This window comes from Streptomyces sp. SID8352 (assembly GCF_009862265.1).
In the GTDB taxonomy this organism is placed as follows: domain Bacteria; phylum Actinomycetota; class Actinomycetes; order Streptomycetales; family Streptomycetaceae; genus Streptomyces.
In genome coordinates this window covers 69705-92353 of sequence record NZ_WWGX01000022.1, presented here as the reverse complement: position 1 = coordinate 92353, position 22649 = coordinate 69705, and the positions used below count along the sequence as shown (strand labels likewise).

Below are 22649 nucleotides of genomic sequence, written 5' to 3'. Positions count from 1 at the left end.
CCGCATGATAGACGGCCGCTACGACGCCGTCCGGCACAACGGGTGCACGAGCGAGCGGAAACCGCCGGACACCGGCCCCGATCCCGGGCGGACCGGGAGGCTCCGGAACGCCGGGACCGGAGCGCCCCGGAGCCCGCACCGTCACACGGAGCAGTCCCCGAGCGGACGGCTCTCGACCGTCCCGCCGATGCGCGGCCCGACGGGGAATACGAAGGCGTAGCAGTGATCGGTGCCCCCCACGCGATACCTCGCGACGATGCTCGGGGGCAGCCCGTCGAGTTCGTCCCGCCACGAGGACGCGTCCCTCATCGCGTCGGCGATCTCCGCCTCGGACAGCGTCCCGTCGATCAGGCCCTTTTCGAGTCTGGAGCGGCTCGACGCCGTCATCTTCCCGAGCAGTTCCTCGTCCGGCACCCGGAGCCTGTCATCGATCGCGTTCACGACCCAGACGATCCACAGGGAGACGGCGACGAAGGCGACCAACGCCGCCAGGACCAGCGCGCCGACGCAGCCGCCCGCCCACCGCCACAGGGTGAGCGACCGGCCGCGTCCACTGCTTGGCGGTGTCATCTACGAACCCGTGCAACCGATCTGGCCGAGCCGTGCCCGCATCACCGATGCGTACCCGCTCGTGCCCGCGTCGTTCGGATGGAACGCCTCCCGGCTCAGGCGGTCCCCGCCGAGCCACTCCCGGCTGCACTCCCGGATGAACATACTGAATCCGGTAGTCGCCCGGGGTCCGCTCCGGCCTGTCGGGGGATCCCCATGGTTCGTCCCTCACTGCGCACCGTCACCGTGATCGATCCCGCAGCCGTGACGTGCCCGTCGGGTCCGCCACGGCTTCTCCCCGTTCCGCTCGATTCCGAAGGATGCGACGGGCCCGAGCGGCCGACCCGTCGAACGCATGGCACGGGCTTCTCCGCGCACGCTCCGAGACGCCGTCCGGACCGCCCCGAACGGTCAACACCATGGCTCCGGACGACGAGCGTGCACAAGAACAGGCAGGAAGAGTGGCCTGATCAGTGCGGTATCGGCGCGCAAGCTGTGCACCGGCCCGGGGAATACCGGTTGCGCCGCGCCCCGGTCCGGTGCCGAGAATGGTGGTCATGACCTGGACCGTGGCCCCGGAGCCCCACGACTCCCCCGCCGCCGCCCGGCTGTGGCGGGCGTACTTCACGGAGGTCAGCGACCGCTGGTACCTGCCGCGCACCGGGCGGCCCACCGCGCCGGCGGAGCTGGAGCGGGAGATCGCCCGGGAGACCGGCGCCGAACTCGCCCCGCCCCGGGGGCGGCTGCTGGTCGGGCGGTACGGCGGCGCCCCGGCCGGGACGGCGGGCGTGCGGCTGCTGGACCCGGGCAGGGCCGAGCTGACCCGGGTCTTCGTCCTCCCGGAGCTGCGCGGACGGGGCGGGGCGGCGCTGCTCGTCCGGGCGGCGGAGGAGGCGGCGCGCTCCCTCGGTGCCGTGCGGATGGTCCTGGACACCCGGAGCGACCTCGTCGAGGCCCGCGCCCTGTACGCCCGGCTCGGCTACCGGGAGACCCCGCGCTACAACACCGACCCCTACGCCGAGCACTGGTTCGCCAAGTCCCTGGCCCCCGCGGACCCCGTCGCCTGACCGGAGACCCGGCCCCCGGGCACCCTCCCCGCCCCCGCCCTCCCCAGGCTCCGGCGCGCGGGTCAGGCGCGCGGCCCGGCGCTCACCCCTGCGCGAGATACGCCGCCGCGTCGCCGTTGTGCGGGCGCTCCCGTTCGGAGCCGCAGAGTTCGCTGTTCAGCTCCTTGACCAGACGCACCAGATCGGTCGGCCGGTCCGGGCCCCACCAGTCGCCGAGCAGCTCCGCCAGGGAGTCCTCGCGGGCCTGCGCCAGCCGTTCCGCCACCTCGGCGCCGCCCGGGGTGAGGGTCAGGTCGAGGCCCTCGCGGACGGCCAGCTCCCGTTCCTCCACCTGGCGGACGGCGGACATCACGACGGCCAGCGGCACGGGGCTGCGCTCCGCGAGCACGGCGGGTTCCACGCTGCCGTACCGGCGCATCCGCAGCAGCATCCAGCTCGACGCGGGCAGCAGGTCGTACCCGGCGCGCTCGGTGATCCGCCGGTAGACGGCGCGGCGTCCCTCCCGGGTGCCCAGGACGGACAGCGCGCGGCACACCTCGTCGCGCGAGGAGCGCTCGACCGGGTTGCTGGCGAAGGTCTCGGCCCCGTCCGGCGCGGTCACCGAGCCGCGCAGCCGGTCCTCCTTGAGGAACCAGGCGAGCACGAAGCCGAGGAGGGCGACGGGGGCGGCGTAGAGGAACACGTCGGTGATGGAGGAGGCGTAGGCGTGCAGCGCGTCGGGGCGCAGTGCGGGCGGCAGGGCGGAGAGGCCGCGCGGGTCGGACTTGAGGCTGTCCGCGGAGACGCCGGGCGGGAGCCGCGCCCCGCGCAGGACGTCGCCGAGCCGGCCGGCCAGCTGGTTGGCGAAGATCGTGCCGAAGACGGCGACGCCGAAGGATGCGCCGATGGAGCGGAAGAAGGTCGCCCCGGAGGTGGCGACGCCCAGGTCCTCGTAGGGCACGGCGTTCTGCACGATGAGGACGAGGACCTGCATGACGAGGCCCAGCCCGACGCCGAAGACGAAGAAGTAGGCGCTCATCAGGGCCGTCGAGCTGTGCTCGTCCAACCGGTGCAGCAGGAGCAGGCCGAGGGTCGTGACGGCGGTGCCCGTGACGGGGAAGACCTTCCAGCGGCCGGTGCGGCTGACGATCTGGCCGGAGGCGGTGGAGGCCAGCAGCACCCCGAACACCATGGGCAGCATGTACACCCCGGACACGGTGGGGCTGACGCCGCGCACGACCTGGAGGAAGGTCGGCAGATAGGTCATCGCGCCGAACATCGCGAAGCCGACGACGAAGCTGATGACGGCGGCGAGCGTGAAGGTGCGCACCCGGAACAGCTTCAGCGGCAGCACCGGTTCGGCGGCCCGGCGCTCCACGGCCACGAAGACGGCGGCCAGCACCGCGCCCAGCACCGCGAGCCCGATGATCTGCGGTGATCCCCAGCCCCAGGTGGTGCCGCCGAGCGAGGCGACCAGGACGAGGCAGGTGGCGACGGAGGCGATGAGGAGGGTGCCGAGGTAGTCGATGACGTGCCGGGTGGCGTGCCGGGGGATGTGCAGTACGGCCGCGATCACGGCGAGCGCGACGACACCGACGGGAAGGTTGACGTAGAACACCCAGCGCCAGCTCAGGTGCTCGGTGAAGACCCCGCCGAGCAGCGGCCCGAGCACGCTGGTGGCGCCGAAGACCGCGCCGAACAGTCCCTGGTAGCGCCCGCGCTCGCGGGGCGGGACAAGGTCGCCGACGATCGCCATGGACAGCACCATCAGCCCGCCGCCGCCGAGGCCCTGGAGGGCGCGGAAGGCGATCAGTTCGGGCATGGACCGGGCGATGCCGCAGAGCGCGGAGCCGACCAGGAAGATGACGATGGCGGTCTGGAACAGCCGCTTGCGCCCGTACTGGTCGCCGAGCTTGCCCCAGAGCGGGGTGGCGGCGGTGGCGGCCAGCAGATAGGCGGTGACGACCCAGGAGAGGTGGTCCAGGCCGCCGAGGTCGCTGACGATGGTGGGCAGCGCCGTCGACACGATGGTCTGGTCGAGTGCGGCGAGCAGCATGCCGAGGAGCAGGGCACCGATCGAGACGAGCACACCGCCGGAGACGTGTTCCCCCTCCTCGGGCCGCGCCGGGCCCGGCGCCTCGCGCGTCTGAGCGGTCATGCGGACCTCCACCGGTGTCTCGGACCACTTCGCCCTACCATCCTGGCCGGTATGACCGCTTTGGGCCCGTTCAGTCCTCCGCGCGGACCACGCCCCCGAGGGCCGGTGCACCGCCGCCGCCGGGGCCGGTGGCGCCGTTCCGGTGGCGGAGGACCGCCGTTCCGCTGAGAGGGCACCGCCGATTTGTGGGCGGGAGGCAGCCGTTTCAGGGGCAAGGGCGCCGAAGTGTGGAGAAGGTCTGCATAATCTCTGGAGTTCGCGCGGGGAGTCGCGAGGGGAGGGACGAGCACCCATGGAGCAGCACGAGCGTCCGGTGGCCGGCCGGCCGCACGGGGCCACGCCCGGACCGCGGTCGGCGGGACCACCGCGGGACACGGGACAGCCGGACGGGCTCCGGCGGGAGCCGGGAGCCTGGGCGGCGCGCGAGGACGCGGGTGCCGCCCCCGGAACGGCGCCGGACACCGGCGAGCCCCGGCAGGAGCGAAGACCGCGGCCCGGCCAAGGGGCCGGTAGGGCCTCCACGCCCCCGCCGGTCGCACCGGACCGCTCAGAGGCGGCGCACCGGCCCGCGTCGGCGCACGAGCCGCAGGGGGAGGACTCAGCGCAGATGTCGCACACGCCGCACGGGTCACACGAGCCTCACGGGTCGCAGGGGTCGCAGGGGTTGCAGGGGTCGCACGAGCCTCATCGGTCGCACGAGGCGCAGGGACCGCAGGGATCGCGGGGACCGCACGAACCTCCTGGGTCGCACGAGGCGCACGGGTCGGACTCACCTCAGACGCCGTCCCCGTCACACCGGCCGCATGCCGGGCGCACGCCCCAGGCCCCGCTCCCCTCCCGGAAGCCCTCCGCGTCACCCGCCGCGTCATCGGCCGCTCCGGCAGCCCACCCGGGCCCGTCGCCGCAGTCAACCGCCCCGGCCCCGCAGGCGCCCCCGTCCTCCCAGGCGTCCCCCGAGCACCGGTCGCCCCACCAGCCCCAGGCACGGGCGCCCCACGCCTCCGAGGCCTACCCGGAGTCCGCCGAGCCCCGGGCCCAGGCATCCCGGGCCCAGCAGCAGCCCGTCCCGCCGGCCCAGACCCCCCGGCACCCCCAGGCCCCCGGGGCCCCCGGGCCGCAGGGACCGCGTCCCGGCCGGGACCACCTCTGCCCCGAGTGCGGCGCGCCCCGGCAGCCGGACCGCACCACCTCCTGCGGGTGCGGACCGCGCGCCGCCGACGCCCTGCGCCGGACCCGTACGGAGCAGGCGGCCGCTGCGGAGGACTTCGACCCGCTGCGCATCCGCCCCTACGTCGAACTGGACGGCTCCCGGGGCCGTTCCGGCGCCGTCCCCCCGGCCGGGGGCGCCGCCGCCCGGCCGCCCGCCCCGGCGGACCCGGAGGCCACCATGGCGCTCCGCGCCCTCGGCACCGAGCCGCCCGCCGCACATCCCGCCGGCACCGCCACCGGCGCGGACGGCACGGACGCCGCCTCCGCCTCCGTGCTGCCCACGCCGCTCGCGCCGGCCACCGGATCGCCCAGCGCCCACGACCTGCGCCTCTTCGAGACGGGGGCGACACGGGCGGTGCGCCTCCCGTCCGGCCCCGGCGACGGCGGGGACGGCACCGGAAGCGGCGGGACGGGCACCGACGAGCCGAAGCGCCGACGGCGCCGGGCGCTGGCGCTCGGGGCGGCCGGCGCGGTCGCCGTGGTGCTGGGGGCCGCCGGGTACGCCGGGGGCCTGTTCTCCTACGAGTCGCCGTCGCGCAACGGCGCGCTGCCGGACGAGATCCGGGCCAGCGTGCCCGACGGACCGGCGGGCAGCGCCTCGGCGTCACCCTCGCCCAGCGCGACCACCGCCCCGCCGCCCGCCGCGCCCGCGCCGTCCGCCTCCGCTTCCGCGTCGCCCTCGCCCAGCGCGAGCGCCTCCCCCTCGGCCGACCCCACCGAGAGCGCCTCCCCGACGGCCACCCCGTCCGGCGGCCGGTCCTCGGAACCCGCCGCGACCTCCTCACCCGACCCCGGCACGGGCTTCGAGGGGGACCCGGGCGACCGCCCCGGCGGCGGCCAGGGACTGCGCCTCGGCGACCGGGGCCCGGAGGTGCTGGAGCTCCAGCAGCGCCTGACCCAGCTCTTCCTGTACGTGGGCCCCACGGACGGCACCTACAGCGACGAGCTGGAGAACTCGGTGCGCACCTACCAGTGGGCGCGCGGCACCGGCTCGGACGGCCTGGGCGTCTACGGCGCGGCGACCAGGGCCATGCTGGAGTCGGAGACCCACGAGCCCTGACCGCGCGCGACGGCCCCGCCGGTACGGTCCTGTCCGTACCGGCGGGGCCGTGGCACGCCCGGGTCGGGATACCGGGCCGGGCGTCAGCCGATGGTGAGGCGCAGCGTGCCGGGCTCGGCGCCCTGCTCCACGCGCACCCGTGTCAGGTCGTCCACGACGACGTCGGGCCCGTGGGCGGCGGCCCGGGGGCCGATGCCGACGACGCGCATCCCGGCGGCGCGGGCGGCGGCGATCCCGGCGCCGGAGTCCTCGAAGGCCACGCAGTCGGCGGGGGCGATGCCCAGCTCGGCGGCGCCCTTGAGGAAGCCCTCGGGGTCGGGCTTGCTGGCGCCGACCGATTCGGCGGTGACCCGGACCTCGGGCAGCGCGAGCCCGGCGGCGGCCATCCGCGCGGTGGACAGCCCCACGTCGGCGGAGGTCACCAGGGCGTGCGGCAACCCGCTCAGCGAGGCCAGGAACTCGGGGGCGCCGGGAACGGGGACGACGCCCTCGGTGTCGGCGGTCTCCTCGGCGAGCATCCGCGCGTTGTCGGCGTGGTTCTCCGCCATGGGCCGGTGCGGGAGCAGTATCGCCATGGAGGCGTAGCCCTGTCGCCCGTGGACGACGCCGATCACCTCGTCGCCGTCGAGCCCCTGCCGGTCGGCCCAGCGCCGCCAGACGCGCTCCACGGAGGCGTCCGAGTTGACGAGCGTGCCGTCCATGTCGAGCAGCAGGGCACGGGCGGTGAACACGGTGGTGGCCGTCATCGGCAGACTCCAGAGCACGGGGTGTGAGCAAGCGGTCCCGCCCGCCGGTCAGGGAAAACGGGCGGAACCACTTTGTTTCCCCACGGTACAAAAGCTCCCGCCCAGGCGCCAGCACCGGTCGGCGGATTCACGCTCCGTACGCCTGCCGGGCACGGTGCGCCGCCCTCCGGCCCCGGCGGACGGCGGCGGTCGCCCGCCGGGGCGGCCCGGAGGGGCCCGGGGCGCCCCGGGGCGCCCCGGGGCGACCTTGAGGGGCTCGGGTCGCCTCGAGGAGGCCCGGGGTCACCCGGAGGGCCCGGGGGCCACGCCGAGGAGGCCCGGGGTGACCCGGAGGGCCCGGAACGACTACAGGCAACCCAGGAGCCCGGGGTGCCTCCTGAGGTTGCCCGGGTGACCCCCAGGAGGCGCCCCGGGGGGTTGCCCGGGTGACCTGAGGGGCGCCCGGGGAGACCTGGGGCGGCCCGAGGGAGCCCGGGGGGCCCGAAGGAGCCCGGGGGATCCCCCCAGGGAGGCCCGAGGACCCGAAGGAGCCCGGAACGGCCACGGACACCCCGAGGGCCCCGGGATGCCCCCGGGAAACCATCCGGGATACCCCCGGGGCGTTCCGGAGGGCCGGGCCCCACCCCTCTCGGGTGCGGGCCAAAGCCGCCGGGGTCGTCGCGCGTGGCCCCGTCCCACCGCGTACGTCCGGACGGCTCCGGTCCCCCGGACGTACGCGGCGGGACGGATGTACGTCCAGGAGCCGGACGCACACGGACGGAGGCACCGCGCCACCGGGCGGGCGAGTCACCGGGCAGGCGAGTCACCGGGCGATGGTGAGCCGGTCCGGGCCGGTGGCCTGCGGGCTGGGCCGCGAGCCGCCGGGCAGGCGAGCCGCCGGGCGACGGTGACCCGGTCCGGGCGGGTGGCCCGCGGGGTGGGCCGCGAGCCGCCGGGCGGGCAAGCACCACCGATCCGGACGGGCCGCCGGGCCGGGCCCCGCGGGCAGGCCCGGCAGTCGCCGGGAAGGCCGGGCACCACCGGTCAGGGCCCCGCCGACCCGCGGGCCGGTCCGCGTCAGCCGGTGACCGCCTCCCACAGGCTCCACACGCCGAGGCCCAGCATCAGCAGGGCGGCGATCTTGGTGATCAGGGCCAGCGGCACCCGCTTCATCAGCGCCTTGCCGCCGACGATGCCGAGCCCGGCCACCGACCAGAGCGCGAGCACCGCGCCCAGACCCACGGAGAGCGGGTCGTCGTAGCGGGCGGCGAGGTTGGCCGTCATGATCTGCGTGAGGTCGCCGAACTCCGCGACCAGGATGAGCATGAAGCCGGCCCCGGCGACCTTCCAGAAGGACTGGTCCTCCGGCTTGCGGACGGACTCCTCCTCGTCGTCCTTCTTCATCAGCAGCATCGCGGCGCCGCCCAGGAACAGTACGCCGGTCACCGCCTGCACGATCTGCTGCGGCAGCAGGGTCAGCACGCTGCCCGCCGCCACGGCGAGCACCACGTGCAGTGTGAAGGCGGCGGCGACACCGGCGAAGACGTACGACGCGCGGTAGCGGGTGCCGAGGACGAGCCCGGCGAGCGCGGTCTTGTCCGGGAGTTCCGCGAGGAAGACGACGCCGAAGACGAGCGCCGTCACGGTGATGCTGATCAAGGGGTCCTCAATCGGTCGGGGCCGCCCCGCCGAGAGTATTGGCCTCGCACGCAAGACACCTCGGCACGGCAGCACACTGATGCCCGCGCTGCTCGGCACGGGTCTGCACTGCTTGCCGAAGGTCTCGCTGGCGGACCCCGTGTCCGAGGGCCGCCTCCGGGCGCCGGCTCAGGCTGGCTGAGCAGTATGTCGACGGTCCGGCGAAGAGCTACTCCCCTTCTGCGTCGCCCATGGTACGCGAAGCCCCCGGCAGAAGCCCGGTCCCCCCTGGTCACCGGCACGCGGCGCCTCTCCCGGCACACCGCCGGACGGCCCCGACGGCACCCGGCGCCCCCTGCACCCCCTGACGGAACGGACGGCCCCGACGGCGCGGACGGCGCGCCCCCGGCACCGGGCCCGACGGCACCGCGCGGGCCCCCGGGCGGGGACCCCGTTCGCCGCCCCTCCCCCGCCGGGGAAGGCATCAGCGCCAGGCACACCGGGACGGCCCCGGGCGAGCGCGGCGGACGGGCGGCGTCGTGGACTTCCCGGGCGGCACCGGCGAGCCGCCGCCGGGCCGCTCCCACACCTCCGGGACCACCCGTCCTTGGCCCCGGGGCGGCGGACGGGGCGGCCGTCCCGGCCCCCCGGGAACACCAGCGCGGGGAACGCCCCGATGCGGTGAAGTCCCGCCGGGGCCGTAGACGTGTCATGTACACGTCACTACCGTCTAACCAGCCGCACATCCGTGCGCCATGCGGCAACGCGAGCATTCCCCACGCCCGCGCCCCAACACCCCCACACCACAAGGGAGTTCGCATGTCCAGATTCTACGCGCGTCGACGGCTCGGTGTCCTCGCCGCCCTCACCGGACTCATCGCCTCGGCCGGCCTCCTCAACGGCCCGGCCGCCTCCGCCGCCCTCCCCACCCCGGTGAGCGCGGCCACCGCCCGCTCCTACCTCGCCTCCCTCACCGTGGCCACCGAGAACCGCACCGGCTACAAGCGCGAGCTGTTCCCGCACTGGATCACCCAGTCCGGCACCTGCAACACCCGGGAGACGGTCCTCAAGCGCGACGGCTCGGGCGTGGTCACCGACGCCGCCTGCGCCTCCGTCAAGGGCAGTTGGTACTCCCCCTACGACGGTGCGACCTGGACCGCCGCCTCCGACCTCGACATCGACCACGTCGTGCCGCTCGCCGAGGCCTGGGACTCCGGCGCGGGCTCCTGGACCACCGCCCGCCGCCAGTCCTTCGCCAACGACCTGACCCGTCCCCAGCTCATCGCCGTCACCGACAACGTCAACCAGGCCAAGGGCGACAAGGACCCGGCGGAGTGGATGCCCTCGCGCTCCGACTACCGATGCGTCTATGTGCGCGCCTGGGTCCAGGTGAAGTACTACTACGACCTCTCGGTCGACTCCGCCGAGAAGTCCGCGCTCCAGTCGTACCTCGCGGGCTGCTGAGGCCGCTCCCCCGCCCCGGTCCCGGGCCGCCGTCCGCGCGCCCCGGGACCGCCGGGCACGGGGCCGCCGGGCCCCGACCCGCGCGCACGGCGCCCGGCGACACCGGACCGCGCCGGACCGCACGGCACCGCCACCGTCACCGGTCGCCGAAGTGGTACAGCCAGACACCGGCGATCCCGGCCCGGTCCGCCGCGGGCACCTCGTGCAGGGCCGGTTCCAGGCCGTCCCGGGCCAGCGCCCGCAGCCCCGCGATGGCCTCGGCCTGCACCAGGGTCCGGAACCGCCGGGCCCGCGCCCCGCGCGGCGCGGCGGTGACCCCGCTCGCGTCCAGCACGTAGAAGTGGTGCCCGGCCCTCTCGTAGCGGGTGATGTGCCGCGCCGCGCCGTACCGGGCGTAGCCCTCCGGCGGCGCGTACGGCCCCTGGCCGCCCTCCGGCGCGGACAGCAAGGCGACCAGCGTGCCGTTCCGCAGCCCGGCGGCCTCCGCGCCGCCCAGGCGGTGCGCCCCCGTGGAGCACAGCACGAGCCCGGCCGCGCCGAGCGCGCGGTCCCGGTCCTCGACGACGCCGAACCCCTGTGCGAGGGCCCGGGTGCGGCCCACCGGGTCGGTGTCGTGCACCGTGACGCGCACCCCCCGGCCGCGCAGCAGCCGGGCCGCGTGGCCACCGGGCCCGCCGAAGCCGAGGAGCAGGGCGCGGATGCCGTGCGGGGTGTCCCCCCGGCCCCTCAGCAGGTCCTCCGCCGAGGAGACCATGGAGTGCCCCGCCAGGTAGTTCTCCGGCTCCCGCAGCGGGGACCGGGCGACGGACACCACCGGGCAGGGCAGCGCGGTCCGTGCCGCGTAGCGGTCGTGGCCGCCGCCGGTGGACTCGACGACGCCGAGCACGGTGCCGCTGAACCGCTCGCACAGCGCGTCGAGCGAGGACGCGAACCGGCCGCCCGCGTCCAGCAGCACGACCCGCTCGCCCGCCGCCCGCGCCTCCAGGTAGGTGACGGCGGTGTCCGGGTCGGCCAGCCGGTCGCGAGCCAGCTCGTCGACGGCGAAGGCGCGTTCGACCTCGCGGTGGGCGAGGCCGTCGGCCGGATCCGGACCCGGCAGCACGGCGCGCAGCCGCGAGACGGCGCCGACCGCTCTGACGAACGGAGGGTGCTCGGGCAGCAGCGGCGTGACCAGCACGGCGGACGGCGGCGGCTCGGGCATCGTGAACTCCCGTGCCACATGGGCGAAGTAGGCGTCGAGCCGTGTGCGTTCCCGGATGTCCATGGGGCACCTCTCCTCGGTCGGGTCGGGACGGGCCGCCCCCCACTGTCCGGTACGGGACGGCGGGGGTCCGGCGGTTCGGCGGTTCACCGGTACGGAGCGCGGTGGCTCCGGTACGGCGCGGGGCGGGCGTACGGCGGGGCGGTACGAAAGCGTCGGTACGGGGATGCGGACGGCTGCGTCCGCCCGTACGCGGCGCATACGGGACGGGCGTCGGGGCGGGCGGGGTGTCAGCGCGGGCGGGGCCGGGGCCGGGCCTCGCGCGCGCCCCACTCCGCCAGGCGTCTGCCGACCCAGGCGGGATGGACCCCGAACTCGCGCCCGAGACCGGCGGCGGAGACCTCGCCGGAACGGTAGCGGCGGACCGCCTCGTCGCGTGCGGCGATGAACAGGTCGCGCGCCGCCCGCACTTCGGCGGCGGTCCGCCGGGTCAGGGGCCGGCCCCGGAAGACCCGGCCGGCGGACCGGCGGTGCGCGTGGGCCTCGTACCCGCGGCGCGGAGTGACGCCCCAGTCGCGCAGCCGCCGGGTCAGCCAGGCGTCGGTGACGCCGTACCCGGCGGCGATGCGCCGCACCGGTTCCCGTGCCCGGTAGCGGCGCACGATCGCCTCGCGGTCGGCCCGCGCGGCCTGCCGCGCCGCGGCCCGCTCGGCGGGGGTCGGGCGGCGCGCCTCCGCTACGCCCATGCGCCCTCCCCCGTCGGCGGCGGGCACGCGGTCCGGGACGGCGGGGCGCCGTTCCGCGGGGTCCCGGGAGCGCGCGGCGCGGTGCCGCCCGGCGGGACGGGACCGACGGTCAGCGTGTAGGCGCAGTCCAGGTCCGCGAAGGTGACCGAGAGCGGCCGACCGCCCTTGACGCGCTCCCGCGCCGCGCGCTCCCCGGCCACGTCCCCGGCCCAACGGCGCAGCTCCGCAGGGCAGTCGGGCTCCGACCGCGCCGTCGCGCGCACGACCCGTCCGGCCCACTCCGACCGTGCCGGGTCCGGGTCGATCCGGTCCGCGATCCGCCGCGCCTGCCCGCGGAGCCAGCGCAGCGCCAGCACCGGCGAGAGGGTCCGGAAGGTGCCGAGCACATGCCGGGCGCTCTCCCCCGTGCCGCACACCGGCCCCCGCGCGACCACTTCCGCCCAGTAGCCCGGCGGCTCGGCCGGGGGACCGCCGCACGGGCGGATCACAGCACCTCCCCCCGGCTCCGGGCGTTCGCACGGGCGGCCTTGGCCCGCAGGCACTGCTCCGGACTGGCGGGCCGCGTGTCCTCGGGCCGCACGCTCCACTCCCTGCCGCCCGCCGGGGGCCTCAGGTTCCAGAACCCGGCCCACTCCCCCCGGAACTCCCCGACCCTGTCCCACGCGTCCACCACGTGCGTTCCCACGGCCGGGGGTTCGGGCGGCTCCGGAGGGCGGATCAACCCACACATACACGGCACGACCACTCCTCTCCGTAGCGACTCCGCTACCAAGCGGCTTCAGAGTGACCTAGAGTCGAGAACCCTTCAACTGACCACATCCGAAGGAAGGGTTGAGCCAACATGGTCAATCGCAAGACGCTGTCCCCGGAGAGCAGCCCCGCAGCCGCCTATGGTGCGCGTGTACGCAAGTCACGGGAGGATCAAAGCTGGACGCAGGACGAGTTGGCCGCCCGAGTCGCCTACTCAAGCCAGCACATCTCGGCCATTGAAACTGCCCGCAAACCGCCAACCCTCCCTTTCTCACGCAAGCTCGATCAGGTGTTCAGCTTCAGCAACTCAGCTGATTCCTTCGAACAGGAGTGGCGGGACATGCGGCACGGCTCATTACTCGAAGGGTTCCCGGAGTACGTCGCACACGAGGGCCGGGCAGCGGAGATTCGACTCTACGAAGTCGGCGTGATCCCTGGGCTGCTCCAGACTCCGGAGTACGCCGCCACCCTTGAAGCGGATGCGGTGCGCCGAGGCGCCATCACCGCCGCCCAGGCCAGGGAACGAGTGGATCTGGCGCTTCGGCGACAGGCAACGCTCTCGCGGCCCACCGCCCCACAGCTCTTCGCTGTCCTCGACGAAGGCTGCATTCGTCGGCCGATGGGGACGGCCGATGTCATGAATGCCCAGTACGAACGCCTACTTGAGTTCGCCCAGATGCCGAACACGGTGTTGCAGGTCGCACCGTTCTCAATGGGCGCGCGTCGGCCGTTCAGCCTGCCCATCACCGTGCTCACGATGCCGGACCGCTCCTTGATGTCGTACGCGGAGTCATCGCAGCGGGGCCATCTTGAACGGGAAAGCGCCTTCGTACTCCCCACGCTGGCGGCCTACCATCAACTACAGGCCGAGGCACCGTCCCAGGCAGATTCAGTGGCCATGATCGAAAGAGCACGAAAGGGTATGTTTTGACGACCGAAACCCCCTGTTGGCACACATCCTCCTACAGCGGCAACGGCGGGCAGTGCGTCGAGGTGGCCACCAACCTCGCCCCCTCGCACGGCACGATCCCCGTCCGCGACTCAAAGGTTCAGGACGGCCCGGTGCTCACCTTCCCGGCCGCCGCCTTCTCCTCGTTCGTGAACGGCCTCAAGGCGGTCGGGCCCGGCGCCGTCTGACGCACCGCCCGACGGCCCCGCCCCTCCCCACGGAGCGGCGGGGCCGTCACACGCACCCCGAAAGCACCTCCGCAACGCCCCCGTCGGCGCCCTACCATCGGAAGCACGCCGAAGCACCCCAGCGGCAACCGTTCCGAAAGGGCACCCCATGACGACGCCCCGCACCCCCCGCTGGAAGACCTCCTCGTACAGCAACAACGGTGGCAACTGCGTCGAGGTGGCCACCAACCTCGCCCCCTCGCACGGCACGATCCCCGTCCGCGACTCAAAGGTTCAGGACGGCCCGGTGCTCACCTTCCCGGCCGCCGCCTTCTCCGCCTTCGTGAGCGGCCTGCGCGCGGGCGCGCGGCGCACGCGCTGACCCGGCGGCGGCTCCCCCGGCGCCCGGGACGACGGGCACCCTCGCCGTTCCCGCCGGACGGACAGATGCGTTTCGGCCATCGAGCCGGCCGCGATCCTCACTCTGGGAGCGCTCCCAATCATGATTACGCACTCCGCGACCCCCCTCACCACCAGCGAATTCTTGGCTGAATGTTGAACTTGCAAGCATTAGTTAGGCACCCCTAACGTGAACAGCTCACTCGGTTCCGTCCCCCCAGCCGGCCTCCCCGGGCCAGCCGACCGAAGGAGCTCCATTCGCATGTCCCAACGTCTAGACACCTCGGCGCCCTACGCCCTCGGCCTGTACCGCATCGTGGTCGGGCTCCTCTTCGCCTGCCACGGCGCCGCCTCGCTGTTCGGCGTCCTCGGCGGTGCCGCGGGCACCAACGGCGGCACCCTCCAGGCGGGCACCTGGCCGGGCTGGTACGCGGCCGTCATCCAGCTCGTCTGCGGGGTCCTCGTGATGGTGGGCCTCGGCACCCGCGTCACCGCGGTCGTCGCGTCCGGCTCCATGGCGTACGCCTACTTCAAGGTGCACCAGCCGGACGCGCTCTGGCCGATGGAGAACGGCGGTGAGGCGTCCGCGATGTTCTGCTGGACGTTCCTGCTGCTGGTCTTCACCGGCTCGGGCGCGCTCGGCGTCGACCGGGTGTTCGCCCGCAGGGCGGCCACCCAGGAGAACCGTGCCGGGAAGACGCCGATAGCGGCCTGACCGCACGGCACGCACACGGCGGTGCCGCACCCCCAAGGGCCGGGGGTGCGGCACCGCCGCCGTTCACAGGACCTTCTGTGAACGGTTCGTGGCCCCCGCTCGTGCCCCCTGTGAACCACCGCCCCCACCCGGCGCGTACGCTGTATGGCTGTCATTGGCCGCTCCCGCCGTTCCCCGCGTCGCGGCTTGGTCCGGCCAACGGGGGATTCACGGGGAGTAGTGGTGGTGGAGAGTTTCGGGAGTGTCGTGGCGCTGGTCAGCAGCCCATGGATCTACGCGATGGTGACCGTGTCGGTGCTGCTCGACGTGTTCCTGCCGGTGCTGCCGAGCGGGGTCCTGGTGATCGGGGCCGCGACGGCGGCGGCAGCCGGTTCGGGAGCGGCGGCGGCGGGGCACGTCCCGCACGACGTGCCCGACATACTCGTGCTGCTGCTGTGCGCCACGACGGCCTCCGTCCTAGGTGATCTGGTGGCGTACCGGCTCGCCTGGCGCGGCGGGCCGCGCCTCGACCGCGCCATCGCCCGCTCCCGGCGGCTGACCTCCGCCCGGGAGCGCCTCGGCGGCGCGCTCGCGCGGGGCGGCGGGGCCCGGGGCGCGCTGGTCGTCCTGGCCCGCTTCGCGCCGGCCGGGCGCTCGGTGGTCTCCCTGGTCGCCGGTGCCGCGCACCGGCGCAAGCGCGAGTTCCTCCCGTGGTCCGCGGTGGCGGGGCTGGCGTGGGCGGCGTACAGCGTCGCCCTCGGGTACTTCGGCGGCCAGTGGCTGGGCGCGACCTGGCTCGCGACCGGGGTGTCCCTGCTCGCGCTGTTCGGCGCGGGCGCGGGCGCCGCCTTCGTGGTCCGGCGGCGGCCTGCGGCGGAGACCGCCTGACGGACCGGACCGGCCCTCCGGGCGGGGGTGTCAGTCCGCCCGGCGGGCGCCGCCCCGTACCTCCAGGTCGGCCAGCAGATCGGCGGTGGCCCTGGCGACCGCGTCGACGGCCCGGTCGAAGACCTCCCGGTTGTGGGCGGCCGGCGCGCGGAAGCCGGAGACCTTGCGCACGTACTGCAGGGCGGCGGCCCTGATCTCGTCCTCGGTGGCCTCCTCCGCGATCGCGGGCGGCCTGAGTGTCCTGATGCTGCGGCACATGAGCCCAGTGTCTCCCCTCATCCGTCCGGCGCGCCGGTCCCGGCACCTCGCGACGGGACCCGTCCGGCACCGGTCGCCCCGGGGACGGGTCCGGTGACGCGTGGGGGACGCCCCGGCCGACGGGCCCGGGCGCGACGCCCCCGTCCCGGCGGCGGAACCGCGCGCCGACGACGTCCCGCACGTCGTCCACGCTCCCCACCGTAGAACGCCCCACCGACAGACGCGGCCGCGTCCGCCGCCGGAAACCCGGCGCCATGTCGGCACGCGACGGCGCGCGCCATAAAATCGAACAGGCGTATCATCGGGGTGTGGCAACGACCTATGACTTCCCCAGTGACCTCCTCGCCGGCCAGGAGGAACTGCATCAGGTCCGGGCCGAGCTGTCGGCCCTGCTCAAACGGCTCCCCTGGTCGGTCGAGCCGCTGGACGGATTCAGCGACGAGAACGGCTGGCGCAAGATCGAGCGCCCCGCCTCCCCCGGCTGGTCGGAGGACGAGCAGGCCGAGGTGGAGAAGCTCCGCCGCCGCGAGCGCGAGCTGGCGGTGTTCGTCAGCACGCACCGCTACTGGGCGGAGATCACCGGCCCCGACCGGGTGCGGGCCCGCAGCGACCTGAAGCGCACCCGGGAGCCCGCGGACGGGGACGGGGACGGTCCGGAGCGGGACGCGTAGGACACGGGAACGGGAACCGGGACGGCGAGGCCGTCGGCACCCGACCCGGCGCACACCCGACACCCGACACCCGCCGGCGGCGCGGTCGGCGGGGGCAGGGGCCGCGCGGTGGCGCGGTGGGCGGGGGCTGCGGGGTGCGGGGTGCGGGGGCGGGGGGCGGGGTGTGGGCGACGCCGGTCGGCGGCGCCGCCCGCCCGCTCCGGTCAGTCCTCGCCGAGCAGCTCGTTCATCTCCGTGATCTCGGCGTTCTGCGCGGTGACGACGTCGTCCGCGAGGGTCTTCGCGGGGCCGTGGAGCCCCTTCGCCCGCTCGGCCTCGGCCATGTCGACGGCGCCCTCGTGGTGCTCGACCATCATGGCCAGGAACATCCGGTCGAACTCGGCGCCCTCGGCCCGCTTCAGCCTCTCCATGTCCCCGGCGGCCATCATGCCGGGCATCGAGGAGTGCTCCGAGTGGTCCATGCCCGGCATCGAGCCGCCCGCCTCGGGGACCGGCTCGTCCCACGACGTCAGCCAGCCGGTCATGGTCCGGATCTCCGGGTCCTGCGCCCCGCGGATGCGCGCGGCCAGATCCTTGACCCCGGCCGACGCGGACCGGCCCTCGACCAGCTCCGCCATCTCCAGCGCCTGGCGATGGTGCGGGATCATGCCCTGCGCGAAGGCGACGTCCTGCGCGTTGTGCGCGCCCGGCGCGGCCGTGCCGCCGTCGGCCCCGGTGGACGCGGGGGCCGACGCGCCCTCGCCGCCCCGGTCCGGGGCGCCGCCGTCGCCCCCGCAGGCGGCGAGGGCCAGCGCGGCGGTGGCCGTCACCGCGGCCAGCGCCGCCCGGCGGGCGAACGGACGGCGCGGGCGGGCGGCGCCGGCCATGCGGAAGGTACGGATCTGCTTCATGGGTGAACTCCTGTACGAGAATGGGGGGGTCGGCACGCCTCTGCGGCACCCGGCGCCGGGACGTCGGGGTGCTGCGCGGCGGTGCCTATATCCGCAGGAGTTGCAGTTCGGCCAGGGAGGGCGGCGCGCGGGCGCCGTCGGGCGCCCCGGCCGCGCGGGCGCGTACGACCGCCTCGCCGGGTGGCGCGGGCAACGGGTCGGCGGCGGGCGGGGCGGGCGCCGGGGCGTCGTCCGGCGCGCCGGAGGAGCACATGGCGTCGGCGTGGTGCACATGGCCGCCGCCGCAGCCGCCACGGTCCTCGACGCATCCGGCGTGCGCGAGGGTGCCGGACGGCACTGCCCCGGCGCCGGGATGCGCGGAAGCACCCCCGGTGACGGCGCGCGCCGCCGGGGAGGGGCCCGCGCCCAGCGGTCCGGCGGGTGCCGCGCTCGGCGCGCCCGTGGCGGAACCCGCCGCCTCCGTGCGCCCGTTGCCGACGTGCCCGGCGACGGTCCGCCCCATGACCGCGGGTCCCATGACGGCCTGTCCGGTGACGGTCCGCTCCATGACGGCGGGTCCCATGACGGCGGGTCCCATGACGGCCTGTCCGGTGACCGCGTGCCCGGTCGCGGGGTGCCGGGGCACCGGCTGCGGGAGGCTCCCGCCGGGTGCCAGCCCGTGCATGCCCAGCAGCCCGGCCAGCAGCCCCAGCACGCACAGGGCGTACCACCGCCCCAGGGGCGGTCGTCGGCGCTGCTCGGCACTCCTCACGGACCCCATCGTAGGAACTCCCGTGCCGGGCACGGGCGTCGGGCCCCCGAAGGGGCGACCCGGGCGTGGCGCGGGGAGGGTGTGCCGGCTCCGGCCCGCCCAGGGGCCGCGGTTTCCCGAAGGTCCTTCCGGGACCCAGGAGGTCGCCCGGTCCGGGACCCGCGCGGGTCCCGGACCGGGCGCGCCCGTGACGGTCTCCGGCGGGCCGGCGGTGCCCGGCCGGCCCCCCGCCCCGCTCCGTGTGCCACCTCCCGCCCGGCCGAATACGCTGGCATGAGGAACCGTTTCATCCGTTCCATGAAGTGGGCGGTCGCGCAGCGGTCCGCGCCGACCGCCGTCGCCGGGCCGGTGCGGTGCGGTGCGGTGGCGCGAGTTGGCGCCCCCGCGCGGCCCCGTCGCCGGGCGGAGGGCGGTGGAGGTGCGCCGCGGTCGGGTCCGGTGGGCGGGGGCGGGCCGCGGCTGCCGATCCCGAGCGTTTGGAGGCCCGGCCGTGTCCGGAGGGAAGAGGAACCCGGTGGTGGTGCCGCCGGAGAACGACGACGCCGCGGACGTCGCGATGCCCTGGGCGCCCCGGGACCGCGTGTGGTCGGGCTCGAAGGCGGAGTCCCGGGCGAGGGCGTGGGCGGACGGCGACCCCGTCAGGCTGGCGAGCGTCTTCCTGTACCGCAGGCCCGGGGGCAACCCCGCGACGGAGGCGGACTACAAGTTCCCGGTCGCGGACATCGTGGACGGGCGGCCCGAGCGGGTCCTGCACGCGGTGCACGCCGCCGCCGGACGGCTCGACCGGGCGGCGATCCCCGAGGAGGCGCGCCGCCGGGTGAAGGAACGCCTGACCCGCCTGTACCACTCGGCCGCCGAGGCGTTCGACGACCCGGCGATCAAGCCGCCCTGGGAGTGACGGCGGCCCCGGCGTCCCGGCGGCGGCGTCCGGGGTGCCCGCGGGCCCGGCGCGGTGGCCGGAGGAAGCGGGGGAAAACCCCGGCACGGCGAACGGGCACGCCGGCACCACGCGCCCGGGGCGGAGGCGGACCCGGGCCCGGAGCGTCGCGGCCGTCGCGGCCGGCTCGGCCGACGGTGCGCGGCCGCGGCCGTCGCCGCCCGGCGCCCAGGACCACCGGACCCGGCGGCAGTCGGCGCCCGGCTCGGCGGACCGCCGGACCGGGCGGCCGACAGGTCCGGGAGGCGTCCGCCGGCGGCCCCGGACGCGACGATGCCCACCGTCCCGAAACGGGTCGGTGGGCATCGCTGTCGCCGTGTCCCCGCCTTCGGCGCGGGCCGGAGGGCGGGGTCCTGGTGGGCGCGGACGGTTTCGAACCGCCGACATCCTGCTTGTAAGGCAGGCGCTCTACCCCTGAGCTACGCACCCAGGACGAGACGACAGCCTACATGGACACCGGCGGTGCCCCGCAAACCTGTCCCGGCCCTGATCCGCACCCCGATTCCGACCTGGGGACAACCCCACCCCGAATCAGGGAGCGGCCCGGATGCCCCGGTGGGCCCCGGCTCCGTACGGTCGTAGAGCATCACCGCCGACCGTCCCGAAGGTCCACCACCGACCGTCCCGAACGCCGCGCCGTCCACCGTTCCGGGAGCGCCCCGCCGTCCGCGGCGGACGCCCCGGACCGGCCGTTCCACGGCCTCCGCGCCACTCGTCCCAGGGGGAGAACCACCATGCCCGCCCGTTCCGTACCCGCCCGCGCCCTCGCCGTCGCCGGGGCCGTCGCCGTCCTCGTGGCCGGCCTCGCCGCCTGCAACGACGCCTCGGACGACCAGGACCCCGACCGGCGGAGCTTCTCCCTGCCGGGCCGCACCCTCACCATCGACTCCGACGACTCCGCCCTGGAGATCGTCGCGGCGGACGGGCACAGGGCGGGCGCCGTCGAGGTCACCCGGTGGTTCAAGGGCTCGGTCGCCGTCGGCTCCAAGCCCGAGGTGACATGGAGGATGGAGGGCGACCGGCTGACCCTGCGGATGCACTGCTCGGGCATCGTGGCCGACTGCTCGGCCCGGCACCTGATACGGGTCCCGCGCGGCGTCGCCGTCACCGTCCGGGACGGGGACGGCAGTGTGCGGGCCCGGGGCTTCGAGGAGCCGCTGACCATCCGCAGCGGGGACGGCTCCGTCCACGTCACCGACTCCAGCGGCCCGCTGGAGCTGCGCACCGGCGACGGCCACGCGCGGGCCGAGGTGTCCTCCCGCCGGGTCATCGCCCGCACCGGTGACGGCTCCCTGCGGCTCCAACTCAGCGCGGTGCCCGACCTGGTGGAGGCCCGCAGCGGCGACGGCTCGATCTCCCTGACCCTGCCCCGCTCCGCGTACCGGGTGACGACGCGGACGGGCGACGGCTCCGCGAAGGTCTCCGTGCCCCGGGACGACGACAGCGCCCACGTGGTGAACGCCCGCACCGGCGACGGGAGCATCACGGTCGACGCGGCGGGCTGACCGCCCCGTGTGTTCGCCGGTCACGGATGGGACAATGGATCCTGGCAGGACGGACGACACGGGAGAGGGATGTGACGGCGACTCCATCGCAGCCGTACTCGCCGATGGTGCCGCGCGCGCATCGCCGCCCGCCGCACCGGTTCCGGGACCGGCGGACACCCGGCGCGGCTCGGGACGCGCTGGCGCTCATGGGGCTGCCGCTGCTCGGCCTGCTGGCGCTGCCCGCCGCGTTCGCCGGGGGCGGCACCCGGCGCTGGTTCGGCGGGCGGGCCGAGAGCCAGCGCGCCCAGGCCCAGGCCGCGAAGGACGCCGCCGCGGCCGCCTTCTACGAGCTGGACACCGCCCAGCGGGACCTGCGGATCTCCGTGGAGACCATCGCGGCCGTGGACTCCTCCCCCGCCGCGCGGCGGGCGCTGGAGGCCTTCGAGGCGCTGGGCCGCCGCATCGACGAGGTCAGCCACCAGTACATCGGCGCCGTCGACGCCCACGACCTGGACCGGGACGATCTGGAGGCCTCCGCCGCCACCCGGGCGCGCACCGAGCTGACCGCCGCCAAGGACGCGCTGGACCGGGTCGGGCGGGAGCTGGACCGCTACGCCGAGGGGCTCGGCCCGCTGCTCGGCAAGGCGGAGACCCAGCTCGCCCGGCTGGCACCCGCCGTCGAGCGGGCCCGCCAGGCCCTGCGGGCCGCCTCCGGCGCGCTGGACGCGGCCCGGGAGTCCGGGCTGAAGGCCGACGGGCTCGCCGCCCGGCTGGCCGCCCTCGGGCCGGAGCTGACCCTGCTCAACCAGGGGGCCGGCCAGCACGGGGTGCCGCAGACGGTGGAGCGGGCGGAGCGGGTCACCCGGGAGGCAGAGGCCATCCGCGCCGAGGCCGAGCGGCTGCCCGAGCTGGCCGCCGAGACCGACCGCCGCCTGGTCTCCCTGCGCACCCGCGCCCAGGCGCTGACCACCCGGGCCGGACAGGTGGAGCCCGTCCTCAGCGAGTTGCGGCGGCGGTTCACGGCCGCCTGCTGGCAGGACCTCCAGCAGGTGCCCGAGCAGGCCGGGGAGTCCGTGCGGCAGGCGGAGCGGAAGCTGGCCGAGGCGCGCACCGCGCGCGACGAGCAGCGCTGGCCCGACGCCACCTCCCTGCTGTCGACGGCGCGGGCCCTGCTGAACGGGACCGACGAGGCCGTCTCCGCCGCCGGTGACCGGCTGCGGCGGCTGAACGCCGTGCAGAAGGACCCCCAGCAGGAGATCGACCGCACCAGGTTCGCGGTCCGCGACGCCCAGCGGCTGGCCATGGCGGGCCGCCACACCCCCGACCCCCGGCACGCGCGTCCGCTGGACGAGGCGGTGGCCCGGCTGGACCGGGCGGTCGCCACGCTGGAGGACCGGCACCCCGACTACTGGCACTTCCTCACGGAGACGGAGGCGGTGCGGCGCACCGCGGCGGACGTCGTCACCCGCATACGCGAGGAGCTGGGCTCCGGCCAGTGAACGGGAAGCCGCGCGCGGGGCTCGCCGCCCCGGAGCCTGCGCGCGGCTCGGCTCCCGGAACCTGAGCCGGAGGGCCGTGCACTGCGGGCCGGGCCCGTGACCGCACCCGCGAGCCGCAGTCCGCGGACGGGCCCGTCCGGGCCGCCCCGTGACCGGGACGGCCCGGACGACGCTCCATGAGCGGCCCCGCACCCCGCGATCCGAGGGCCGGTCGGGGGCGGACCCGCGCCCCCGGTTCGCCGGGACTCAGGGCTCAGGACTCCCTGAGCTGCGGTCCGTGAACCGGGCTCCGTGAACGGGCCCGTGTCCCGCTGCCGCCGCGAGCCGGGCACCATGAGCAGCCCCGCGCCCCGGCGCCGTACGTCGGATTCCGTGGGCGGGCCCGCGCCCCGGCTTCCCGAGCCGGGGTCCCCGGACCGGGACCCGTGCACGGAACCGCTCACGGGCTCCGTGGATATGCCCCGGACCGGATTCCGGTGGGGCCCGACGGGGCGGCGTGGGCAGGGGCCCCCG

The 22649-nt window shown here is 75.8% G+C and carries 23 protein-coding genes and 1 tRNA gene; 12 read left to right on the top strand and 12 right to left on the bottom strand.

From position 1 onward, the window contains the following. Nucleotides 1–141: 141 nt before the first annotated feature. The gene (locus tag GTY84_RS05765; protein WP_161225008.1) at nt 142–570 is read right to left on the bottom strand and encodes a hypothetical protein; all 429 of its coding nucleotides are present in this window, start codon (nt 568–570) and stop codon (nt 142–144) included. A 536-nt stretch (nt 571–1106) separates the two neighbouring features. On the opposite strand from GTY84_RS05765, the gene GTY84_RS05760 reads away from it, so the two are divergent. Continuing rightward, nucleotides 1107–1616: a GNAT family N-acetyltransferase gene (locus tag GTY84_RS05760; protein WP_202549973.1), complete on the top strand. Its 510-nt coding sequence runs from the start codon at nt 1107–1109 to the stop codon at nt 1614–1616. Nucleotides 1617–1698: 82 nt separating this feature from the next. Here the strand turns inward: GTY84_RS05760 and GTY84_RS05755 are convergent, their stop codons facing one another. Continuing rightward, the gene (locus GTY84_RS05755) at nt 1699–3753 is read right to left on the bottom strand and encodes an MDR family MFS transporter (RefSeq protein WP_161225006.1); all 2055 of its coding nucleotides are present in this window, start codon (nt 3751–3753) and stop codon (nt 1699–1701) included. 1387 nt (nt 3754–5140) lie between these two features. Between GTY84_RS05755 and GTY84_RS33515 the strand changes: the two genes are divergently transcribed. After that, entirely contained in the window at nt 5141–6022 is an 882-nt protein-coding gene (locus tag GTY84_RS33515; protein WP_345943351.1) for a peptidoglycan-binding domain-containing protein, read from the top strand. A gap of 83 nt (nt 6023–6105) precedes the next feature. Here the strand turns inward: GTY84_RS33515 and GTY84_RS05745 are convergent, their stop codons facing one another. Together GTY84_RS05745 and GTY84_RS05740 are read right to left on the bottom strand one after the other, a co-directional pair. Continuing rightward, a complete protein-coding gene (locus GTY84_RS05745) occupies nt 6106–6768 on the bottom strand; it encodes an HAD-IA family hydrolase (RefSeq protein WP_202549972.1) in 663 nt (220 codons plus the stop codon). A 1056-nt stretch (nt 6769–7824) separates the two neighbouring features. Further along, complete coding sequence (locus GTY84_RS05740; RefSeq protein ID WP_161225004.1) at nt 7825–8406, bottom strand: TMEM165/GDT1 family protein; 582 nt, start codon at nt 8404–8406, stop codon at nt 7825–7827. A 798-nt stretch (nt 8407–9204) separates the two neighbouring features. Between GTY84_RS05740 and GTY84_RS05735 the strand changes: the two genes are divergently transcribed. Next, nucleotides 9205–9849, top strand: a complete 645-nt coding sequence (locus GTY84_RS05735) for an HNH endonuclease family protein (RefSeq protein WP_161225003.1) — start codon at nt 9205–9207, stop codon at nt 9847–9849. Nucleotides 9850–9985: 136 nt separating this feature from the next. Here GTY84_RS05735 and GTY84_RS05730 read toward each other — a convergent pair whose 3' ends face one another. The 4 genes from GTY84_RS05730 to GTY84_RS33510 all read right to left on the bottom strand — a co-directional run bounded on the left by GTY84_RS05730 (nt 9986) and on the right by GTY84_RS33510 (nt 12526). After that, the gene (locus GTY84_RS05730; RefSeq protein WP_161225002.1) at nt 9986–11113 is read right to left on the bottom strand and encodes an adenosylhomocysteinase; all 1128 of its coding nucleotides are present in this window, start codon (nt 11111–11113) and stop codon (nt 9986–9988) included. Between the two features lie 227 nt (nt 11114–11340). Next, the gene (locus GTY84_RS05725; RefSeq protein WP_161225001.1) at nt 11341–11796 is read right to left on the bottom strand and encodes a hypothetical protein; all 456 of its coding nucleotides are present in this window, start codon (nt 11794–11796) and stop codon (nt 11341–11343) included. Further along, nucleotides 11787–12284 (bottom strand): hypothetical protein, encoded by a 498-nt coding sequence (locus GTY84_RS05720; protein ID WP_161225000.1) that lies wholly within the window; start codon nt 12282–12284, stop codon nt 11787–11789. The genes GTY84_RS05725 and GTY84_RS05720 overlap by 10 nt, the downstream gene beginning before the upstream one ends. Beyond that, on the bottom strand, nt 12281–12526 hold the full coding sequence (locus tag GTY84_RS33510) for a hypothetical protein (RefSeq protein WP_237532083.1): 246 nt from the start codon (nt 12524–12526) through the stop codon (nt 12281–12283). Before GTY84_RS33510 ends, GTY84_RS05720 begins: the two co-directional genes overlap by 4 nt. Nucleotides 12527–12637: 111 nt before the next feature. On the opposite strand from GTY84_RS33510, the gene GTY84_RS05715 reads away from it, so the two are divergent. The 5 genes from GTY84_RS05715 to GTY84_RS05695 all read left to right on the top strand — a co-directional run bounded on the left by GTY84_RS05715 (nt 12638) and on the right by GTY84_RS05695 (nt 15643). Beyond that, complete coding sequence (locus GTY84_RS05715; RefSeq protein ID WP_161224999.1) at nt 12638–13477, top strand: helix-turn-helix transcriptional regulator; 840 nt, start codon at nt 12638–12640, stop codon at nt 13475–13477. Then, complete coding sequence (locus tag GTY84_RS05710) at nt 13474–13683, top strand: DUF397 domain-containing protein (protein WP_161224998.1); 210 nt, start codon at nt 13474–13476, stop codon at nt 13681–13683. Before GTY84_RS05715 ends, GTY84_RS05710 begins: the two co-directional genes overlap by 4 nt. A 148-nt stretch (nt 13684–13831) precedes the next feature. Next, nucleotides 13832–14044: a DUF397 domain-containing protein gene (locus GTY84_RS05705; RefSeq protein WP_161224997.1), complete on the top strand. Its 213-nt coding sequence runs from the start codon at nt 13832–13834 to the stop codon at nt 14042–14044. Between the two features lie 279 nt (nt 14045–14323). After that, the gene (locus GTY84_RS05700) at nt 14324–14776 is read left to right on the top strand and encodes a DoxX family protein (protein ID WP_161224996.1); all 453 of its coding nucleotides are present in this window, start codon (nt 14324–14326) and stop codon (nt 14774–14776) included. A 222-nt stretch (nt 14777–14998) separates the two neighbouring features. Beyond that, nucleotides 14999–15643 (top strand): VTT domain-containing protein, encoded by a 645-nt coding sequence (locus GTY84_RS05695; RefSeq protein ID WP_265291384.1) that lies wholly within the window; start codon nt 14999–15001, stop codon nt 15641–15643. Nucleotides 15644–15673: 30 nt separating this feature from the next. Here GTY84_RS05695 and GTY84_RS05690 read toward each other — a convergent pair whose 3' ends face one another. Continuing rightward, complete coding sequence (locus GTY84_RS05690; protein ID WP_161224994.1) at nt 15674–15901, bottom strand: DUF2277 domain-containing protein; 228 nt, start codon at nt 15899–15901, stop codon at nt 15674–15676. A 308-nt stretch (nt 15902–16209) separates the two neighbouring features. Here GTY84_RS05690 and GTY84_RS05685 point away from each other — a divergent pair, with 308 nt between their 5' ends. After that, the gene (locus tag GTY84_RS05685; RefSeq protein WP_161224993.1) at nt 16210–16572 is read left to right on the top strand and encodes a hypothetical protein; all 363 of its coding nucleotides are present in this window, start codon (nt 16210–16212) and stop codon (nt 16570–16572) included. Between the two features lie 203 nt (nt 16573–16775). Here the strand turns inward: GTY84_RS05685 and GTY84_RS05680 are convergent, their stop codons facing one another. Together GTY84_RS05680 and GTY84_RS34870 are read right to left on the bottom strand one after the other, a co-directional pair. After that, on the bottom strand, nt 16776–17462 hold the full coding sequence (locus GTY84_RS05680) for a DUF305 domain-containing protein (RefSeq protein WP_237532082.1): 687 nt from the start codon (nt 17460–17462) through the stop codon (nt 16776–16778). An 85-nt stretch (nt 17463–17547) separates the two neighbouring features. Continuing rightward, complete coding sequence (locus GTY84_RS34870; protein ID WP_202550140.1) at nt 17548–18213, bottom strand: DUF6153 family protein; 666 nt, start codon at nt 18211–18213, stop codon at nt 17548–17550. 490 nt (nt 18214–18703) lie between these two features. Here GTY84_RS34870 and GTY84_RS05675 point away from each other — a divergent pair, with 490 nt between their 5' ends. Beyond that, the gene (locus tag GTY84_RS05675) at nt 18704–19111 is read left to right on the top strand and encodes a hypothetical protein (protein ID WP_161224992.1); all 408 of its coding nucleotides are present in this window, start codon (nt 18704–18706) and stop codon (nt 19109–19111) included. Between the two features lie 393 nt (nt 19112–19504). Here GTY84_RS05675 and GTY84_RS05670 read toward each other — a convergent pair. Next, nucleotides 19505–19579: transfer RNA gene (locus GTY84_RS05670), tRNA-Val, on the bottom strand. A gap of 305 nt (nt 19580–19884) precedes the next feature. On the opposite strand from GTY84_RS05670, the gene GTY84_RS05665 reads away from it, so the two are divergent. Continuing rightward, on the top strand, nt 19885–20655 hold the full coding sequence (locus GTY84_RS05665; RefSeq protein WP_161224991.1) for a DUF4097 family beta strand repeat-containing protein: 771 nt from the start codon (nt 19885–19887) through the stop codon (nt 20653–20655). 71 nt (nt 20656–20726) lie between these two features. After that, a complete protein-coding gene (locus GTY84_RS05660; protein ID WP_161224990.1) occupies nt 20727–22136 on the top strand; it encodes a hypothetical protein in 1410 nt (469 codons plus the stop codon). Nucleotides 22137–22649: the final 513 nt, after the last annotated feature.

Excerpts from the sequence above, each read along its gene's own strand:
- GTY84_RS05765 (WP_161225008.1), bottom strand. The coding sequence starts at position 570 with ATGACACCGCCAAGCAGTGGACGCGGCCGGTCGCTCACCCTGTGGCGG.
- GTY84_RS05760 (WP_202549973.1), top strand. The coding sequence starts at position 1,107 with ATGACCTGGACCGTGGCCCCGGAGCCCCACGACTCCCCCGCCGCCGCC.
- GTY84_RS05755 (WP_161225006.1), bottom strand. The coding sequence starts at position 3,753 with ATGACCGCTCAGACGCGCGAGGCGCCGGGCCCGGCGCGGCCCGAGGAG.
- GTY84_RS33515 (WP_345943351.1), top strand. The coding sequence starts at position 5,141 with ATGGCGCTCCGCGCCCTCGGCACCGAGCCGCCCGCCGCACATCCCGCC.
- GTY84_RS05745 (WP_202549972.1), bottom strand. The coding sequence starts at position 6,768 with ATGACGGCCACCACCGTGTTCACCGCCCGTGCCCTGCTGCTCGACATG.
- GTY84_RS05735 (WP_161225003.1), top strand. The coding sequence starts at position 9,205 with ATGTCCAGATTCTACGCGCGTCGACGGCTCGGTGTCCTCGCCGCCCTC.
- GTY84_RS05730 (WP_161225002.1), bottom strand. The coding sequence starts at position 11,113 with ATGGACATCCGGGAACGCACACGGCTCGACGCCTACTTCGCCCATGTG.
- GTY84_RS05725 (WP_161225001.1), bottom strand. The coding sequence starts at position 11,796 with ATGGGCGTAGCGGAGGCGCGCCGCCCGACCCCCGCCGAGCGGGCCGCG.
- GTY84_RS33510 (WP_237532083.1), bottom strand. The coding sequence starts at position 12,526 with ATGTGTGGGTTGATCCGCCCTCCGGAGCCGCCCGAACCCCCGGCCGTG.
- GTY84_RS05715 (WP_161224999.1), top strand. The coding sequence starts at position 12,638 with ATGGTCAATCGCAAGACGCTGTCCCCGGAGAGCAGCCCCGCAGCCGCC.
- GTY84_RS05705 (WP_161224997.1), top strand. The coding sequence starts at position 13,832 with ATGACGACGCCCCGCACCCCCCGCTGGAAGACCTCCTCGTACAGCAAC.
- GTY84_RS05700 (WP_161224996.1), top strand. The coding sequence starts at position 14,324 with ATGTCCCAACGTCTAGACACCTCGGCGCCCTACGCCCTCGGCCTGTAC.
- GTY84_RS05690 (WP_161224994.1), bottom strand. The coding sequence starts at position 15,901 with ATGTGCCGCAGCATCAGGACACTCAGGCCGCCCGCGATCGCGGAGGAG.
- GTY84_RS05680 (WP_237532082.1), bottom strand. The coding sequence starts at position 17,462 with ATGAAGCAGATCCGTACCTTCCGCATGGCCGGCGCCGCCCGCCCGCGC.
- GTY84_RS05665 (WP_161224991.1), top strand. The coding sequence starts at position 19,885 with ATGCCCGCCCGTTCCGTACCCGCCCGCGCCCTCGCCGTCGCCGGGGCC.